Source organism: Psychrobacter sp. JB385 (assembly GCF_900163785.1).
Classification (GTDB): domain Bacteria; phylum Pseudomonadota; class Gammaproteobacteria; order Pseudomonadales; family Moraxellaceae; genus Psychrobacter.
On sequence record NZ_FUKN01000014.1, the window covers coordinates 286452 to 305040 of the forward strand.

Annotated in this window: 16 protein-coding genes; 8 read left to right on the forward strand and 8 right to left on the reverse strand. The window is 45.2% G+C overall.

Features of this window, described 5'->3' with window-relative positions; genetic code table 11:
* Window positions 1-150 precede the first annotated feature (150 nt).
* Window positions 151-1086 carry a DNA-binding transcriptional regulator DsdC gene (dsdC, locus tag CZ794_RS12335; RefSeq protein WP_179207312.1) on the reverse strand — a complete coding sequence of 312 codons (936 nt, stop codon included), beginning with the start codon at window positions 1084-1086 and terminating at the stop codon, window positions 151-153.
* A 135-nt stretch (window positions 1087-1221) separates the two neighbouring features.
* On the opposite strand from dsdC, the gene CZ794_RS12340 reads away from it, so the two are divergent.
* Window positions 1222-2574 carry a D-serine ammonia-lyase gene (locus CZ794_RS12340; protein WP_087041898.1) on the forward strand — a complete coding sequence of 451 codons (1353 nt, stop codon included), beginning with the start codon at window positions 1222-1224 and terminating at the stop codon, window positions 2572-2574.
* 98 nt (window positions 2575-2672) lie between these two features.
* Here the strand turns inward: CZ794_RS12340 and CZ794_RS12345 are convergent, their stop codons facing one another.
* Complete coding sequence (locus tag CZ794_RS12345) at window positions 2673-3713, reverse strand: zinc-dependent alcohol dehydrogenase family protein (protein WP_087041899.1); 1041 nt, start codon at window positions 3711-3713, stop codon at window positions 2673-2675.
* A 359-nt stretch (window positions 3714-4072) separates the two neighbouring features.
* The gene (gene plsB, locus CZ794_RS12350) at window positions 4073-6832 is read right to left on the reverse strand and encodes a glycerol-3-phosphate 1-O-acyltransferase PlsB (protein ID WP_087041900.1); all 2760 of its coding nucleotides are present in this window, start codon (window positions 6830-6832) and stop codon (window positions 4073-4075) included.
* 273 nt (window positions 6833-7105) lie between these two features.
* Between plsB and ybaK the strand changes: the two genes are divergently transcribed.
* Together ybaK and CZ794_RS12360 are read left to right on the forward strand one after the other, a co-directional pair.
* Complete coding sequence (gene ybaK, locus CZ794_RS12355) at window positions 7106-7576, forward strand: Cys-tRNA(Pro) deacylase (RefSeq protein WP_087041901.1); 471 nt, start codon at window positions 7106-7108, stop codon at window positions 7574-7576.
* 100 nt (window positions 7577-7676) lie between these two features.
* Window positions 7677-8051, forward strand: coding sequence for a 5-carboxymethyl-2-hydroxymuconate Delta-isomerase (locus CZ794_RS12360; protein ID WP_087041902.1), 375 nt, complete (start codon window positions 7677-7679; stop codon window positions 8049-8051).
* A gap of 115 nt (window positions 8052-8166) precedes the next feature.
* On the opposite strand, the gene CZ794_RS12365 is transcribed toward CZ794_RS12360, so the two are convergent.
* Window positions 8167-8637 carry a hypothetical protein gene (locus CZ794_RS12365; RefSeq protein WP_087041903.1) on the reverse strand — a complete coding sequence of 157 codons (471 nt, stop codon included), beginning with the start codon at window positions 8635-8637 and terminating at the stop codon, window positions 8167-8169.
* Window positions 8638-8881: 244 nt separating this feature from the next.
* Entirely contained in the window at window positions 8882-10702 is a 1821-nt protein-coding gene (locus CZ794_RS12370; RefSeq protein ID WP_087041904.1) for an acyl-CoA dehydrogenase C-terminal domain-containing protein, read from the reverse strand.
* Between the two features lie 407 nt (window positions 10703-11109).
* On the opposite strand from CZ794_RS12370, the gene CZ794_RS12375 reads away from it, so the two are divergent.
* Window positions 11110-12240: an FUSC family protein gene (locus CZ794_RS12375; RefSeq protein WP_256958971.1), complete on the forward strand. Its 1131-nt coding sequence runs from the start codon at window positions 11110-11112 to the stop codon at window positions 12238-12240.
* Window positions 12241-12337: 97 nt separating this feature from the next.
* Here CZ794_RS12375 and aroE read toward each other — a convergent pair whose 3' ends face one another.
* On the reverse strand, window positions 12338-13198 hold the full coding sequence (aroE, locus tag CZ794_RS12380) for a shikimate dehydrogenase (RefSeq protein WP_087041905.1): 861 nt from the start codon (window positions 13196-13198) through the stop codon (window positions 12338-12340).
* Window positions 13199-13583: 385 nt separating this feature from the next.
* On the opposite strand from aroE, the gene CZ794_RS12385 reads away from it, so the two are divergent.
* Window positions 13584-14258 (forward strand): hypothetical protein, encoded by a 675-nt coding sequence (locus CZ794_RS12385; RefSeq protein ID WP_087041906.1) that lies wholly within the window; start codon window positions 13584-13586, stop codon window positions 14256-14258.
* A 13-nt stretch (window positions 14259-14271) separates the two neighbouring features.
* The gene (locus CZ794_RS12390; protein ID WP_087041907.1) at window positions 14272-15258 is read left to right on the forward strand and encodes an aminotransferase class IV; all 987 of its coding nucleotides are present in this window, start codon (window positions 14272-14274) and stop codon (window positions 15256-15258) included.
* Between the two features lie 17 nt (window positions 15259-15275).
* On the opposite strand, the gene CZ794_RS12395 is transcribed toward CZ794_RS12390, so the two are convergent.
* Window positions 15276-15467: a DpnD/PcfM family protein gene (locus CZ794_RS12395; RefSeq protein ID WP_087041908.1), complete on the reverse strand. Its 192-nt coding sequence runs from the start codon at window positions 15465-15467 to the stop codon at window positions 15276-15278.
* A gap of 98 nt (window positions 15468-15565) precedes the next feature.
* A complete protein-coding gene (locus CZ794_RS12400) occupies window positions 15566-16330 on the reverse strand; it encodes a DpnI domain-containing protein (RefSeq protein WP_087042190.1) in 765 nt (254 codons plus the stop codon).
* Window positions 16331-16499: 169 nt separating this feature from the next.
* On the opposite strand from CZ794_RS12400, the gene mltG reads away from it, so the two are divergent.
* Both mltG and tmk read left to right on the forward strand, forming a co-directional pair.
* Window positions 16500-17783 carry an endolytic transglycosylase MltG gene (gene mltG, locus CZ794_RS12405; RefSeq protein ID WP_087041909.1) on the forward strand — a complete coding sequence of 428 codons (1284 nt, stop codon included), beginning with the start codon at window positions 16500-16502 and terminating at the stop codon, window positions 17781-17783.
* 93 nt (window positions 17784-17876) lie between these two features.
* A complete protein-coding gene (gene tmk / locus CZ794_RS12410) occupies window positions 17877-18587 on the forward strand; it encodes a dTMP kinase (RefSeq protein ID WP_087041910.1) in 711 nt (236 codons plus the stop codon).
* The last annotated feature ends 2 nt before the right edge of the window (window positions 18588-18589 follow it).

Sequence of the window (18589 nt, forward strand, 5' to 3'; positions counted from 1 at the left end):
CTGCTAAAAGAACGATCAGATTTATCAATAAAAGGCGTAACGCAGGTTACGCCTTTTTTATGGTCTAAAAAGTTTCTATGAAAGATCAACAAACGTTAACGGTGAGTTTGCGCTATATTAAGCACGCTTCAAAATCGAGTAAACCAGACACTAGGCAAGTTTGTCTTGCGCTGCTGTCTTAGACAACCACTGCAACAAGGCACTAATCGCAGGACGATTTACACGGTCTGGGTGGCAAACTGCAAAATAATGCTGTTTGGCTCGTATCATCTGTGCGAAAGGGGTAACAAGCTCACCACAATTGATATCATCCTGAATCAGATTGAGTCGACCCATTGCGATGCCCAAATCATGCTTTGCAGCATTAACGGCCATCTCTGATCTATCAAAAGAATAGCTACCGCTTAAGTCAACGGAGGCAATACCAGATGCCTCACACCAATATTCCCATTCAGCATGCGCCCCCGCATCAGGCCACGCGTTGACATCGTGAAGAAATTGGCACTGGGCGAGATTTTCTCGTTTGTCGTAAAGATCGTGTTCGCGGGCATACTCGGGACTACAGACAGGCTGAAGATACTCCGTCATTAATCGCTGAGCGTGCAATCCTGGATAGTCACCGCTGCCGTAATAAATCGCAATATCTATATTTTCCCGTGAAAAATCTATCAAGCGGCTGTGTGTTTTAAAATGCAAGAACAGACGTGGGTTTTGTTTTTGAAATTGGCTAAGTCTCGGCGTTATCCAATGCTGAGCAAAAGAAGGCGGTACCGATACGGTCAAATGCCCACCAATGTCTTGATTGCGTAAATCACGAATGGTCATGTCCAAAGAAGAGAGCGAATCATTGAGTACCGCCCAGAGTTGTTCGCCCTCATAAGTCAGCTGGATGCGCCGATTAAATCGCAAAAACAAACTGAATCCGAGCTGCGTTTCTAGCTGCTTGATGCGATGACTGACCGCGCTTTGTGTCAAGCAAAGTTCATCCGCGGCAAGGGTGAAACTCATGTGGCGAGCGACACAAGAAAAGCAGTGCAGATTACCCAGCATCCGAGTACTGGCAGGGTTTGTATTCACATGAGCCATATTCATCCTTGCATTTAAAAAAAGAGTTTGTCTATATTGCGGTATCGCGTTTTAATCAATATATCAGACGGTAGCTAAAAGATAGCACAAGCATCACAGCCTTTGACATTACACCATTTCATACGAGCGTAATTTATGACAACGAAAGCACCCCAGCAAGCATCGATAGCACAGCTATATCACACCCATCCGCTACTAAAGACGATCACAGCCACCAAGCCGCTGTGCTGGTTGAATCCTAAGTGGCAGCCTTTTGCAGAGGTAGCACCTAATCTGCCGCTTGGCTTGGATGATATCGCGGACGCATCCGAGCGTTTACAGCGCTTTGCCCCTTATATTGCCAGTGTATTTTCTGAGACGGCGGCAAGCGATGGCATCATCGAATCGCCATTGATCGCTATCCCGCGCATGCAGCAAGCTCTACAAACCTTTTATGGTCATCCGATGTCTGGGCGCTTACTGCTAAAATGCGACAGCCACCTGCCTATTTCAGGCTCGATTAAGGCGCGCGGCGGGGTCTATGAAGTACTCAAATATGCAGAATCAGTCGCGATTGATTCGGGCCTTTTGACAGTAGAAGAAAGCTATCAAACACTCGATAGCGCAGCTTGCCAAGCGGTCTTTGCCACGCACAGCATCGTGGTCGGCTCAACGGGCAATCTTGGTTTGAGTATCGGCATCATGGGCGCGCAGCTTGGTTTCCAAGTCACCGTGCACATGTCTGCGGACGCCCGTCAATGGAAAAAAGACTTGCTGCGCGATAAGGGCGTCCGCGTTGTCGAGCATCAAGATGACTATAGCAAAGCCGTTGAACAAGGGCGGATCGAGGCCGAGCAAACCCCGCGCTGCCACTTTATCGATGATGAAAACTCTCAAGACCTGTTTCTTGGCTATAGCGTCGCCGCTGAGCGCCTAGAGCAACAGCTGGACGATCAAGGTATTCAGGTGAGTCGCGAGCAGCCGCTATTCGTTTACCTGCCGTGCGGCGTTGGCGGTGGCCCTGGTGGCGTGGCTTTTGGTCTCAAGCAAATTTTTGGGGACAATGTGCATTGTTTTTTTGCTGAGCCGACCCATTCTCCGTGCATGCTGGTCGGTATGTATACGGGTTTACATGATGGTATCAGTGTGCAGGATTTGGGTATTGATAACAAAACCTGTGCCGATGGTCTGGCGGTCGGTCGTCCATCCGCCTTTGTCGGTCAGGTGATGGATCAACTGCTCAGCGGTATTTACACGGTGGCGGACGACGATTTATATCGCTTGCTGGCCTTAATGCATGACAGCGAAGGCATTGATCTGGAGCCTTCGGCATTGGCAGGCGCACCTGGTATGTTTAATGTGCTCACCAAAGGCATAGCATATCTAGAGCGCCACGGATTAATGGACAAACTAGAGAAAGCCACGCATATCATATGGGCAACGGGCGGCAATATGGTGCCCAATGAAGCGCACCTTAACTACTACCGAAAGGGGAAAAACCTGCTATAAGACTGTTTAAATAAGCACACGTGTGTAGACACCGCGAGCTCATCTTCAAAGACAAATAGCAGATTTTCTTTGATATTAATTTATTAAATGATCGCTGCCTAGAAGCTGGTCACTACCGTCACCCCGGGTACTGTATTGTGCTCCATTGAGGTCAGCGCTTCGATAGATTCTGCTAAGCTGATTTCTCGGCCCAATAGTTTTTCGGGCGCAAGCTTGCCTGTGGCAATCATCGGCAGCATGGCATCATAACGAAACGCCTGCATACCGTGGCTGCCAATGATTTCTAATTCATTGGCAATGACTCGGTCCATTGGGATGGGCGGTGTCGCTTGCTCAGCTAATAGCAGGCCGACTTGGACATGCTTGCCCCGTTTTTTTAGACTGTTAATCGAGTTGATACAGGTCGCAGGATGCCCCAGCGCATCTAAAGACAAATGGGCTCCGCCCTTGGTTAGCTCCAAAATCGCTTCGGGAACACTCGCTACGGTATTGGCATTGATGGTGGCATAAGCGCCTAACGCTTTGGCCAGTGCCAGTTTGTCATCGGCGATGTCTATGGCAATCACATTGGCACCCAAACTATTGGCAATCATAATGGCAGATAAGCCAACGCCGCCACAGCCATGTACCGCGACCCACTGACCCGCGCTGACTTTCCCTTGATCCACAACCGCTCTAAATGAGGTCACAAAGCGGCAGCCAAGGCTAGCAGCAGTCGTAAAGTCGATGGTTTCAGGTAGGTGGACTAAATTAACATCGGCATAATGGATGACTACGTACTCTGCGAATGAGCCCCAATCGGTAAAGCCTGGTTGGGTTTGGTTGCCGCAAACCTGATGGTTACCAGAATGGCACTCATGACAGCTGCCGCAGCCACTCACAAACGGCACTGTGACGCGATCCCCTACCTTGAAGCGCGTGACGTTGCGACCGATCTCAGCGATAATGCCAGCAAACTCATGTCCGGGTACATGAGGCAGCTCGATATCAGGATCATGCCCCATCCATCCATGCCAGTCACTACGGCATACGCCAGTCGCTTCCACTTTAATGACCACATCATCAGCCTCTGGTGTGGGATCTGCTACCTGCATCAGTTTGGGTGTGGCACCAAAATTTTCATAAACAACCGCTTTCATGAATCCTCTCTTTTTCTATAACAAGGCATGGTATTTATTCTATTTAACTAAGCTAAGCTAAGCAGTATCAGTAACTAGGCTATTTTTTTAGTTGCCCTCTATCAATATATGGTAGTCAATATCATGATTTTAGGATGATGTGACGCACTGCTTCATAAAGGTAGCTGATCAAAGATATTTTGCCAATTATTTTAGCGACTTTTGTTGATAATAACTATGCTTGTATGTGATTTTTCTTGTCAGTGCATTGCATGTTCTATACTGACGTTATAGCTGAAAAAATATAATGAAAAAAAAGACCGCTAATGATGAGCGGTCTTTTTTGTTTGGTTCAATAGTTTAAAAGTCATGAGAAATGACTAACGCTTACGCCCAAATTTACGCTGCTTTTTATTGCTAATCTCAGTAATCGCGTGAGTGATTTCGCTGTCATCTAAGCTTGCCACTTGATGCAAGATTTGCATCATATCAGGCGTGAGGACATATTTGGCATGATGAGCGATGTCATTGATACGATGATCAAAGGTCAAAACGCCAGTCTCTTCATCTTTTTGCAAGTAGTCAAGACGAGTCAATGCACTGATAAAACTGGTAAATAAAGCACGATCAAAGAAATCAGGAATGTCATCTGCATAAAGCACAGACAAGCGTTGTCCAAGCAGATGGCATAAATCAACAACCTCGCTTTCGGTCAAATTGCCTGATCCTTGCTGCGCGAGTAGGGCAAGCGTCATAAAGTAACGCTCAAGGCTTTGACCAACTGGAGTCGCCAGCACTTGTAGCTGCTGATAACACTTGCTATTTGACTCAGGTACACTGAGCATACCATCACTCAGCTCCACAATCAGACCGTGAGACAATAAGGTATCAACTTTTTTATTAATGGTATCGGCCAAGCCATGCGCTGGGTAGTATAAGAACAGCTCGCTTTGTAAGAACGGATATAATTGCTCAGCGATACTGTCTAAGCGGCTGCGTTCCATACGACCATTGCGCGCGACCAGTGCCGCTAAGAAAGACAGTAAAATAAAGACGTGCAAAATGTTATTACGGAAATAGCTCAGCAATGCTGCCTGCTTGCCTGCGATTTGGATAATATCGCCTAAAATATGCGGCGTGCGCTCTATCAATTTCAGCTTAATACCATAATCAATGATTTGCTGCGGACTCATGTCTGTGATGACGGTGTCATCTGAATACGCCAGCTGCTGAGCAAGACCTTGATAAAGGGCGATTTGCTCGCGGCAGCTTTCCTCATCCAATGCTGCTTTGGGTGCAGAGAGTAGCACCAATGACAATAGCGAGACTGGCGTGACTACCGCGGCTTTATTGATGTGCTGCATCACCTTGACACCAATGTTGTCGACCATGGCGCTGGTTTTGTCATCTAGTGGGGTATCAGTACGATCAGTAGGCAAACTGTTGGCGGACACATCGAATTTTTGCATGAATTCGCTTAGGTATAAAGGCTTACCAAAGCTTAAATGAACTGTACCAAAGATACGTTCAATTTTACGACCCACCTTGAGTAGCCCAATCAAAGATTCGGACTCTTTTGGTTTGCCTTTTAGCTCACCAACATACGTGCCGCCTTCCATGATGCGCTCATAACCGATATAAGTCGGAATGAATACCACAGGCTTATTGGTTTGACGCAATTGACTGTGTACCGTCATCGCCAGCATTCCCATTTTGGGCGGTAGCAGGCGTCCTGAGCGCGAGCGACCCCCTTCAATGAAGTATTCAATCGGCGTGTTACGAGTAATGAGTGTATGCATATACTCACGTAGAACCGCCGTGTAGAGTGCATTACCACGGAAGCTACGACGTATGTAGAAAGCGACAGCGCCTCGTAACAATGGCCCCAATACAGGGACGTCCAAGTTGTCACCCGCGGCGATATACGGAATACTAAGACCACTTTTATAAATCACATAAGACAGCAACAGATAGTCAACATGACTGCGATGACAAGGCACATAAACCAGTTCGTAGTCAGTGGCAATCTCACGAACACGCTCGAAATGATGCACTTCTACGCCATCATACAGTTGCGTCCATAACCACGTTAAGAATTTATAAAAGCCTCGCACAATTGAGTGCGAATAGTCATTGACCATCTCATTGGCATACCCTTTGGCAAGCAAACGAGCCTCGCGAACACTGGTGCCCGTTTTTTCGGCTTCCGCTTCTATGGCGTGCTTGATCGCTGGTGAATACACCAGCTTATCAACCAAATTGCGCCTATCTGATAAATCAGGCCCCAACATACTGGCACGTTGTTTGTCCAAATAAATCGCGAGCTGCTGTTGTATGGTACGTACCAATTCACGATTGCTATCTGCGGTTGCGACCAACGCATAATGTGGCGTTGCAGCGTCGTCTTGTTTATTATCGCTGTTGGTGACGTTTTCTGATGGGTCTTTTAAATCAGTGCTGGCCGCATCGACGAGATCAGAGTCCTCTGTATCGTCTTTAAGATGAGTATGAATAATGGTACGTAAATCTTGGGGCGGATGAAACTGTACAAAAGTATCACGTCCCATCACGCCGATGTTAAACAGCTGTTTTGTGATACTGGGATCTTCCCAGTTGTCCGCTGTTAATAGCTTAAAGAGCGAATCTTCTTTTTCTGGCGCACGTCCCCATAAGATAGAGACAGGCACCAAACGTACCTTCAATTCTGGATATTGTAATACCGCAGACACGAGACGTGAAAGGCGCGGTGACAATGGTGTGTCTTTGGCATGAGGATGATTCAAAAAGACGATGGCCGCGTTTTCTTTGATACGATGCGCGGCATCATTGACCCCAACTAACGCAGGTGGCAAGCGATGCTCTTGTGTCTGCAAGTCAATCAAAATACTGTTTGAACGCGAATAATCTTGTAACACATAAAATATGAGTGTTTGATCGTCTGCATCGAACTCAGGCAGCTCCCCCAATAGTTTAGGTTTGACTGCGACGTCAAGCAATTGACCTGACAGCTTACGGTAAAGCTGATTGATCGGGGCTTTTGCATAAGGCGTCGAGGCGACTGGATTGCCATCAGTTGTTGTGGTGCTATCAGTCGTGACTGGCGCTGTAAAAATCCGTTTTTTCAGGAACTTCGGTATCATAATCAGTATCAAAAATAGTCAAATATGTTGCCCTTATAATGCCATAAAAGCCATCAAAGCGATATATAGTGTCTGTATATACTGCTATTATTCATACTGACCAATAATCATATAGGGCGTCTCATGTGAGTGAAAGGACTTAATATAAGCACAAAATGTCAGAGAGACTTTATTTGAAAAAAAATCGTTTTGGCTTAATAATGTGTGTGCCCAAAAGACAATAAAGTCCATGTATGCTATTGCATATATGCCGATAAAATAAGGTAAACTATTATGACGCCAGCCGTCGATCTTGCCAAAAAATGCGGTCTTAATTACCAATTACACGAATATACTCATGACAGTCAGGCGGCCTCTTTTGGCTTAGAAGCCGCAGAAAAGCTTGGCGTAGCAGTAACACAAGTGTTCAAAACCTTAGTGGTATCGACAGACGCCAACACGCTTGCCGTCGCAATCTTGCCAGTAGACAAGACGTTAAATTTTAAAAAAATGGCCAAGGCAGTGGGCTGTAAAAAAATTCAGATGGCAGATCCTAAGCAAGTAGAACGTACGACCGGCTATGTATTGGGCGGCGTCAGTCCGTTGGGACAAAAAAAGCGATTGACGACAATCATCGATGACTCGGCACAAAGTTATGCCACCATCTATGTGAGTGGTGGTCGTCGGGGTTTAGAGATTGAGCTACCACCTGAGCAGCTATTAGCCACGCTTACTGCCCGTTTTGGTGCTATTACTGATGATTAAAAAATTAGTCTTCAAACAGCTAGTCATTAACAGTTTATAAATTCAGTGGCGTGTCGCTACTGAGCTGTTGTTTTTACTTGTACTTTATAAGGATATATCCATGCCGCAGTTAACCATCCAAGCGACGCCTAATGTCAGTATCTCTCACGAAGAGTCTTTACTCAAATCATTGAACAAAGTGCTGTGGGACAGCGGGCATTTTGGTAATCCAGCGGATATTAAAAGCCGTATCATACCGCTTGAGACGTTTTTGGTAGGGGTAGAAGATGATGAACAAACCAACGGCTTTATCTATGCCAGCTTAAAAATAATGACAGGTCGTGATTTGGTGGTTCGCAATCAACTTGCAGAGCTGTTGGTAAGCACCATAGAAAAAGAGCTAAGTGCAAAACAATCAGGGCGCGCCGCCTTACAAGTATGCGTTGAAGTTGAAGAAATCAGCGCGGTGTATCATAAAAAAATGCTGGGCAGCTAAACGTCCCAATATTTTTGTTACTTAAAGCCTTTATCTGTCATTGATTTACCCAAATAAAAGCAGTCTACTATTGAAAGTAGGCTGCTTTTATTTTTAGGGTAGGCATTTAAAATCACTATTTACATAGCGACTGACTGGCGTATTTGGGCAGTATCATAGTCTCTATTTTATAGCCTGCGGTTTTGCCTTGCGTTGCCATCAGGTTACGGGCGATACGTAATCGATAATCGCCCGTGGTTGGCAGGCAGCCTTGATAAATGATACCGCCTTTGGTGCCATCTTGTTTACCATTTGGCATGTGCAACACCCCCACATTGGCGGTTTCAGCCGTACCCGCTAATGGCAAGATATTAATCACCGCATATTGAGAGCTGCCTGCCTGAAAGTGATACCAGTGCTCATCTTCACTGGGACTGAGCTTCCCCGTTGTTGTACTAGTAATAGCACCTTTTGCAAATTGAATAGGGGTATCGCTATTTTTGGCAACGGCGCTATTGGCGGTGATAACGGCAAGCGCCGTACTGAGCAATAATGCTTGTATACCCTTTGAGGCTAATGATACGGTTTGATGGTTCATGGATAACATGGTTGGCTCCTAACATGACAGTCTGGCTATTGATATAAAAAAGGCAGTAAAAACTCGATTGCAGAGTCGTAAAACTATGGTGCTCTGATAAATGTCGATTGTCTTTAGTAACTACGTAAGTGAATCAGCGTAAGTAAATCTATATAAGTGAATCAGCACTTAAGCAAATAACGAGTGTTCATTGGGCACAAAAAAGCGCCTATGATTTAGGCGCTTTTTTATCAGGGATCGACCGACTTTTATTTTAGTCTAGAAAAGCAAAATGCTCGATTTCCATTGACGTCATGCTTTCACTTGGCGCGACCATCGCTTCAGCGTGACCTGAGGTACGTGGCAAGAGCTTATCAAAGTAGAATTCAGCAGTTTGGATTTTTGCTTGATAGAACTCTGGTGCTTCAGTGCCACCGTTTTTAAGCTTGTCATAAGCGACTGCTGCCATGCGGGCCCAGTGATAACCCATCATCACGTAACCTGAGTACATCAAGAAATCATCTGATGCGGCTGAAATGATTTCACGGTCTTTACGCGCCATTAGCATCAAGCGTACTGTCAATGTGTTCCACTCAGCACACAGTTTGGTGAGTGCCCAAACGAATTTACGCATGTCTTTATCAAGGGCATACTCGCCGCACCACTTCATGATGCTTGAGGTATAGTCACGGATGATTTTGCCTTTAGACTGTAAGATAACCTTACGGCCTAATAGATCCAACGCTTGTACGCCAGTCGTACCTTCGTACATGGTTGCGATACGAGCATCACGAGCGATCAGCTCCATGCCCCATTCTTTGATATAGCCATGGCCGCCATAGATTTGTTGACCGTGCTTGGCCGCTTCAATACCCAGCTCAGTTAAGAAGCCTTTTAGGATTGGCGTGTAGAAACCTAGCTTGTCATCCCATTTTTCGAACTCTTCATCATCACCATTGACGATACCTTGTGCCATTTTGTCGGCATAGCGTGCTGAATGATAAATCATTGAGCGACCGCCTTCAGCAAAGGCTTTTTGCGTCAATAGCATACGGCGTACATCCGCATGATGAATGATGGCATCAGCCACTTTTTCAGGATCTTTGGTGCCAGATAGCGTACGCATAGAACGACGTTCTTTGGCATAGGGTAGCGCGTTTTGAAAAGACAGCTCAGTGTGCGCCAGACCTTGGATACCAGTACCGATACGAGCAGTGTTCATAAAGGTGAACATCGCTTTTAGGCCTTTGTTCGGTTCACCAATTAGGTAGCCCGTCGCACCATCAAAGTTCAACACACAGGTAGAAGAAGAGCTGATGCCCATTTTGTGTTCGATTGAACCACACACAACCGCATTGCGCTCGCCAGATTCGCCTTCTGCATTCGGCGTGAACTTGGGTACGATAAATAGTGAGATACCGCGTGTGCCTTCTGGAGCGTTTGGTAGACGTGCCAAGACAATATGAATGATATTGTCTGTTAAGTCATGCTCACCGCTTGAGATAAAGATTTTGGTGCCACTAATTTTGTAGCTACCGTCTTCTTGAGGGATGGCTTTTGACTTAACCTGTCCCAAATCTGTACCGCATTGTGGCTCAGTCAAACACATCGTGCCTGCCCACGAGCCTTCAACCAACTTCGGTAGATAAAGGGCTTTTTGCTCATCAGAACCGTATTGGAGTAGGGTATTGATACAACCTGTTGAAAGACCAGAATACATGGCCCAAGGCCAGTTGGCGGTACCGATCATTTCAGCTTTGATAAGGTTGATTGACATTGGTAAATTCATACCACCGTATTCTTCAGGATACGAGATACCTTGCCAACCACCTTCTACAAACTGGTTATAGGCTTCTTTAAAGCCTTTTGGTGTGGTGACTTCACCATTTTCAAAATGACAGCCTTCTTCGTCAGCTGGCTGATAAAGAGGTGATAAAATGTTTTCAGCAAAGTCAGCCATGCCTTGCAAAATCATGTCGACCGTTTCAGGATCAGCGTTTTCGCCGTTATCCAAGCTTTTGTAATGGGTTTGATAATCAAAGACATCATTAATCAAAAACTTGATATCACGTAAAGGTGCTTTGTAAGTTAACATAGTCGCTCTCTTTCGTTATTCGTTATCATAGATGGTCAGCTTAGTCCGTAAGCCATGATGTTCACAACTCAATATTATAAACTATTGTTTGATTATTTAGATAAATGTAAACAATATCGCTGCTTATTGCTGAGATTTTGCAAAAATAGAGGATTTATTTTGATGAATATAACCCTTTTTTCATTCGAGTATTGTTGCTGTCGCCGTCATAGCAGTATAAGTCTTCTAACAAAACAAATATACAACTGATAACTAATATTCATAAAATATCTATAAAAATAAAAATATAAGTTATAAATAGCTGAATTAGGTTTTTATTAATATTGATTGATAAGAATGGCTTTATAATGAGCAGCATCGTATTCAAAGTACGACGTTTACGTGTGTCTATACTATAAGGAGCACCAATGATGAGTGCATTAAAGCACCAGCCAAAGCGAGCATCTTGGCTAACAGAATGGGTTGCTCGCATTAAAATTTTACTCAGTGGTGAGCTGTCTCATTTATTGACAGTGAACCGCAGCAAGCGACCTTGGCATATGCCAATCATTGCTGCAATCGCTATCAGTTTTCCTGTGTTTGTCGGTGCTTATTTTGACGCATTGCCCTCTGGTATTAAGGCATCGCTTGGCGCGATGGTTATCTTGAATACGCCATTGGTCGGTAAGTTGCCTTATCGATTGGTGACGGTGATGGCATGGGGCTTTGCGATGTCACTATGCTTTGCCTTAGGCTTGATGGCGCAGCACATTCCTGCATTGATATTACCGATATTTACGCTTATGGCTTTTGGTGTAGTCATCCTTGGTCGTTATTATCGTCAGCCACCGCCAGCAGGTTTGTTTATACTGATGGCAGGAGCAATTGCATTATTCATACCGCTGCCATTAGAGGATATCCTGCCAGCCACAGGCCTTGTGATGCTGGGCAGTGGTTTTGCGATTGTCCTGTCGCTACTATATTCGTTGTTTTTACTTGCCACACGTCCCTCTACGCCCACACCTACCTATAGTTATGAGCCAGATACGATTGCCGAAAGTATTATTGTGGCGGGTTTTGTGAGTTTGGCTTTGTTTGTCACTTTGGTATTGAACCTCTCCAATCCCTATTGGGCGGCAGTGAGCTGTTTTCTTATCATTCAAGGCATTCATTTACGTACAGTGTGGATCAAACAAATACATCGTCTGCTTGGGACGATGGTGGGTGTGGGGTTGGCAGGTTGGATGTTATCTTGGAATTTGTCGATATGGGGAGTGGCGTTGACAGTTTTGGTCATGATGCTGTTTATTGAAAACTTGGTCGATCGGCATTACGGATTGGCTGTGATATTTATCACACCGCTGACCATATTTATTGCTGAATATGGCAGTGGTTTGCCATTGTCCGAACAGGGCTATCAAGTGGTGATGCGTGCGCGCTTATACGACACAGCGATTGGGTGTTTAGTAGGTTTGGCGGGCGGCGTTGTCATGCACTCGACCAATTTACGCATGCCGTTACGGCGTATGGAAAACTGGCTTTTGGCGCGTTTTTCATAAAAGATGTATTAAACAGTATGTGTTCAAAAAGCAGATCAAAAAAGGCGCATAGAGTCAGTTTATGCGCCTTTTTTATCGAACTTAGCACACATGTTGCTTAGCTTTTATTTAAGTCTTCTGTCGCCTTTGCAACATCAATACAGTGGCCTGTCCAACACTCAAAACTCAACGCCGCTTGTCCAATGAGCATGCCATAACCGTCAGAGATCTGTGCCCCGCGAGCGTCAAAATGCTGTAAAAACGGCAACGGACGCCCATACATCAAGTCGTAGGCATACTGGCAATTTAGATCATCGCGCAGCGGTAGTTTCTCATCTGATAAGCCGATAGAAGTGGCATTGATGATGATATCAAATGATCCTTCTAGTTCTGCGGTGCTGCACGTTTTAATCTGCTGTTTATCAATAATAGCGCTGGCGGTGCTCAGCTCTTCAACCAGTTCTACCGCCTTGCTTACGGTTCGATTGGCGATGGTTAATGCGGTAATACCTGACTCAATCAAAGGCAGTATGATACCGCGAACCGCACCGCCTGCACCAATAATGGCAACGCGCGCGCCTGTGAGAGGCCAGTCCAAACTTCTCATGTGATTGACCAATCCTTGACCATCGGTATTATCGCCATAAATAGCCTCTGCTAGCGGTACGCCCTTATCCAACAACGCCTTGTTTAATAAGAGTGTATTGACCGCGCCTGCAATTTTGGCATGATCTGATAAGCCGCCACGCGCCGCACAGCACTCATAGGCAACTTGTTTGAATGGCACAGTGACATTGGCACCAACGCCGCCGCCGCAAAAAAATGCCTCAACCACCGCGGTAAAGCTGTCTGCATCATCGGGACAGTACTGACGCTGATAGCTGATATCCATCGACGCGCACGCGGCAAACAATGTATGGATTTTGGGAGATTTGCTATGGGCAATCGGATTGCCAATCACTATAAAATGCTGAGTCATAAATATTTCGCTAGCGGTGAGAGTCAAAACTCATGAATAAAGAGGTCAATAAAGTTCACTCATCATAAGGGATACGGTAGGATTTGACAAACCGAAGACAAAGCAAATAACCATTTGAATAAGCAAGAGGTTTTGATATGGAAGGTCCTTAACAAATCTGTACTCTCTGGGACCGTTATCCGTAACGTAGAGGGTAGTCAAGTGTTAAGCAGTTGGGTAAACTATAGATTGTAAAGAATATGGGTCTGCTCTAGTGATGGTTCTGTTATAAAACGCTAAGAGCTGAACAAGCTTGTCAGTAAAAACATTGTTCATTATCAGCGGCCGCTTTGATCGCTCGTTAATACTATTTTGAGACCAATCTAAAAGTGTGAGTAAATTGTCCATGTGGAATAACAAACTACAGACCTTAATGGTCGGTATGATAATGGCGGTTGGTGTATCGCTCAGTGGCTGTGACAATAGCCAAAGCGATGCCCAAAATCAAGATGCGAGTGCAAATACCAGCGAGCAAGCAAGCGCCAATGATGCACCAGCCAAAGACAGTGCATCTGGGACTGCTGACCTAGATGGGGCGACTACTGCGCAAGCCACACCTGTGAGATATGATGTTTCATCTTGGAGCTCTGGTAAGGTGACGCCGCTGAGTATTGATAAGCTGGAGGAGATTAAATCAACTTTTGGCAAAGTGGTGAGCACCGATGAGAACAGCTTGGACTACGCCAGTAATGCCGCTACCAAATACCGTTTTATGAAGGCTGATGCCCCATATCTGGATCTGATTGACTCTGAAAAATACTTGGAGCTTGGCTGGTACTATGCCAATCCTACTGACTCTGACAAAGAAAAAGAGCTCAGCCAAAACCATGCCAAAAAAGCACATAAAGTTGCCCGTCAACTCATGGGCGATGAAGGTGGTAAGATGGTTGGCGACATGCTCAACAGTCAAATCACCAAAAACAAAGTGGTCGGCGGACAAAAAGTAGAACTGGCAAAATGCGAATTTTATAGTTGTATGCTGGTCATCAATAAATCCGAAGCGCCAGAAACTAACAGTTAAGCTAAGAGAGACAATGCCGATGTCTAGTAGCTGGTTTTGTCTACACTCATCAGAAAATGAGACAGATATTACGCATGCTACTCTGTCGTTGGACAGTCGTGGACTGGCGTACGGTGATGGTTTTTTTACCACCATGGGCGTGATTGATGGGCAGATACTATGGTTGGATTATCATCATCAGCGTCTCATCTCTCATCAAAAAGCCCTGCAACTCGACGTAGATAGCCACTCCTTAATCACTGCCTTAACAATACATGCTCAGCGCTTGCAACAAGGCGTGCTCAAGCTTATCGTTGTGCGTGCTGCGCAAGCCGTGCGTGGATATGGTTACACATCCAATGCGTCTGGAAGCGCTTGTGACATTTGGCTAAAATCCTCAGCCATGATGGTTAAAACTGATGAGCAGCTATGCTTACCAGATGGACGCCGCACTCCCATACAGCCAGTTAATCGCGCCATTTGCTTATCCGCACAAATTGCTTGCTTGCCACCACCATTAGCAGGGCTAAAAAGTCTTAATCGGCTCGATACCGTGCTGGCAAGTGCTGAGCTACAACGCATCAAATCACACTTATTACCATCTGACGCATCACATACCCCTTTACAGCCAAACATTGGGGAAGGGTTGCTGCGAGACATGAGTGGGTGCTGGATTGAAGGCACGATGAGTAACGTGTTCTATCAGCTAGCGGGTGCGCCAGTGACAAATCCACACTCTCTAGAGTCCAAAAATACGATTGATACGACTCAAGGAGATTCTAATTATCTGATGACAGGGCAGTGGTACACGCCGTCTTTGACGCAATCGGGCGTTGATGGCGTGATGCGACAAGTGATTATAGATGCGTTATCCAATACAGCCTATCCAGTTATCATTAGGCCGTTGCAAGATGATGATTTGCCACATTTGACACGATTGTTTTTTTGCAATGCCTTGCGCGGTATCATGCCGATGGCTAATTTGACGTTGTTGAATGACAGTGTAGTAACAATGGCGTGAAATGTGCGTGCAAAACGCTATTTTTTATCAAAAATATTAAATTTGGTATCTATCAAATCATCATAAAACAACTCAACGTCCTCATTTCTATACATTGTCCGAGCTTGTAGAATGGCTGACGAATCATCTATTGCCATTACTTCAACAATACGACTCATGGTCTCAACGATTTCTATTTGATAAGTGGTTAAGCCTATTTCGTTCGTCATGTGCCGATCTCCCTTTAGCTAGATTGATTGTGCCTATGATCCTAGCAAAAAGAGCAAATACAAATGATCGTCTTCTGTAATCAGAAAATGCAAAGTGCTTAGTATAATTTTCGATAGCTTCCGCGACTGACAAACTCAATGATGCCTTTATCGCGTAATACTTGTAATTGCTGACGGATTTTATCTTTAATATGATTGTTATTAGGATGCTTGAGCTGTAGCACATCGGCAAAAGCATACACTTGATTGAGAGAAAAATGGGTATCAAGTCTGTCAACACATTGCCATACATCCAGTGTCCAGCCACGTGACTCTATAGATTGCGTGCGTAAAAACAAGGTTTTTTGAAATTGCTCTGTGACGCTATCACGCGGTATCACATGCTTATCTTTTACTAAAAAGATTTTTCCTGATTCTGGCACATTTCGTAAGTCGATATTACAACCAATCCAACCTGCACGTCTGGCCGTTACTGATAAGGGCTTGCGTTTAATAATGATATCAGGCGTAAAAAAGTGCTTAGGAATGATCAGAAAATTATTCACAGTAAGCGCTTTTGAGTATGTCAAAAAGAAAAAACTGGGATTGTCGTTGCTATTGATACGCTCAATCATCGTCTTATAAGCACCATCGTTAATGATATTGCTTAAGGTCGCTTTTTTACTTTTTAGCTCATATTGCTCAGTACAGGTCGAACAATAAAAATCAGCAACTGGTTTACCATTTACAAACTCACTGAGCGGCTGGGTACTGCAATTCGGGCAGTAGCCATTATTTTTGACCCAAGCTTCGCTCAGCACACGAATAATCTGCGCTGGAGAGCGATATTTTTTGGCAAGGCTTTGGTCAAAATGTAGATTCATCATGGTTTTTTACCAAAAAAAAGGTGCGCAAAAGCATCCGTCTAAAGTGAGAATATGAAGCCATACTGCGTAGTGCCAGTATCTAGTTAATGCACAAGCTAAGCAAATACCATTGAAAATGCCACGGTTCAGTGCTAAATTCTAGCAAACATCTGCCTTGCGAGTTGCCATGAGTAAGTCCACACCTGAAACGCCACCTGAACGTCCTAATGATACACCATCAAATCAACAAGATAGTAATATTGGTCAACGTGCTGATACCACGCCCACAGATTCAGACTTGCATGCTGTAGAAGACAAAAAGGCTAAACCCGCAACAGATGTCTCACTCATCAGTGGTGAGAGTAAACCACGTAAGTATAAGACGGACAACCAATCGTTTTTTATGCAGCGCGGCTATCAAATATTGCTCGTGCTTGGACTCATTGCTGCGTTTTTCTTAGTGATGGTGTATCAGACATTGTTTGGACGCATCGATCAGCCTCAAAAGATGGTCACCATCGAGCAAGGCCAGACTTATTACGGTTTGCTACCGCAGTGGCAACAGCAAATTCCTCTGTTTTCTACCAGTATTGCTAAGCTATATATCAAGTCGCAAGTCGATGCACCACTGCATGCAGGGATTTACCAATTACCAGAAAACCCAACCATGGCTGAGGCGCTACAAGTGCTCGAACAAGGCGCAAAAGCAGCGATGGTAAAGGTACAAATCATCGAGGGTAAAACGTCTAAAGATTTATACCAAGCGCTACGTGACAATCCGGGCATCAAAAAAGAAGTGCTGACTGCCGATAGTGACAATGCCAGTATCGCAAAAGCCCTAGATTTGGCTGGTATATTGCCAGATGAGGTGGTCAACAGTAATGATCCTATCGTCAATCACAATCTAGAAGGCTGGTTTGCGCCTGATACCTACTATTATGGTGAAGGCACCAGCGACAAACAGGTATTGACGGATTTATACAAACGTCAGCAGCAGGCACTCACAGATGCTTGGGAAAATCGTGCCCCAGATTTGCCATACAAGAGTCCTTATGAAGCCTTAATCATGGCCTCTATCATCGAAAAAGAAACCAGCGTGCCTGACGAACGTCCCTTGGTATCAGCGGTGTTTAATAACCGTTTGAATCAAGGCATGCGTATGCAAACCGACCCGACCATCATTTATGGGATGGGAAGTCGTTATGAGGGCAATATTCGCCGCCGCGACATCGATGAAAAAACGTCGTATAATACGTATCAAATTGATGGTTTGCCGCCAACGCCAATCGCGCTGCCATCTGCCGCATCTATCGAAGCCACCTTACATCCTGCCGATAGCGAAGCGCTTTACTTTGTGGCAACAGGTAATGGCGGACACAAATTTACCAATAGCTTAAATGCGCACAATCAAGCCGTAAAAGAGTATTTGGGTGTCATGCGTGAAAAAAGAGCGCAAACGCCGCCGCCATAAGTTATTTTTTAGTCATTGTCTATCAAGCAACCTATCATTTAATGCGCGTTATAATCGCAGATGTAACGCGCATTAGTGGCAAAAGGTCATATCATGTCAGTCTCGTTGCAAGCCAGCTCTTCCTTATCTAGTCAAGTCTCATCTCCCTTACCGCAAACCTCACAAGTACCCCAACAAGGTCGCTTCATCAGCTTTGAAGGTACTGAAGGTGTGGGTAAAACCACAGCGATTGAGCAGTTATGCTCACGTTTGCAGGAAAATGGTATCGACTATCTGCGTACTCGCGAGCCAGGCGGCAGTCCGTTTGCAGAGCGTTTGCGCGAAATATTGCTTGATCCTGCCACCGATATCACGGACGATACCGAGCTATTGCTATTATTTGCCGCGCGCTGCGATCACATGCAGCAAATCATTTTGCCAGCACTACAGCGCGGTGTGTGGGTAATCTGTGACAGATTTACTGACTCGACCATTGCTTATCAAGGATTTGGACGCGGACATGGCGATGATGTCATTCGTGCTAAGATTGATGGGTTAATCAATCAGTTTGTGGTGCAACTGCCTGATTTGACACTATGGTTAGATTTGCCAGTATTAGAAGGCATGGCACGCGCCAATAAACGCGGCGCTGCTGATCGGTTTGAGCAGCAGGCGACCGAGTTTTTTACGTGGGTTCATAAAGGGTTCAGCGAGCTTGCTAACGACTATCCTATGCGGATACAGCGTATCGATGCGTCAGGTAGTGCAGAGGAGGTTGGTGTGCGAATATGGCAAAAGATACAAGACAAACTGCTTGTCCCATAATA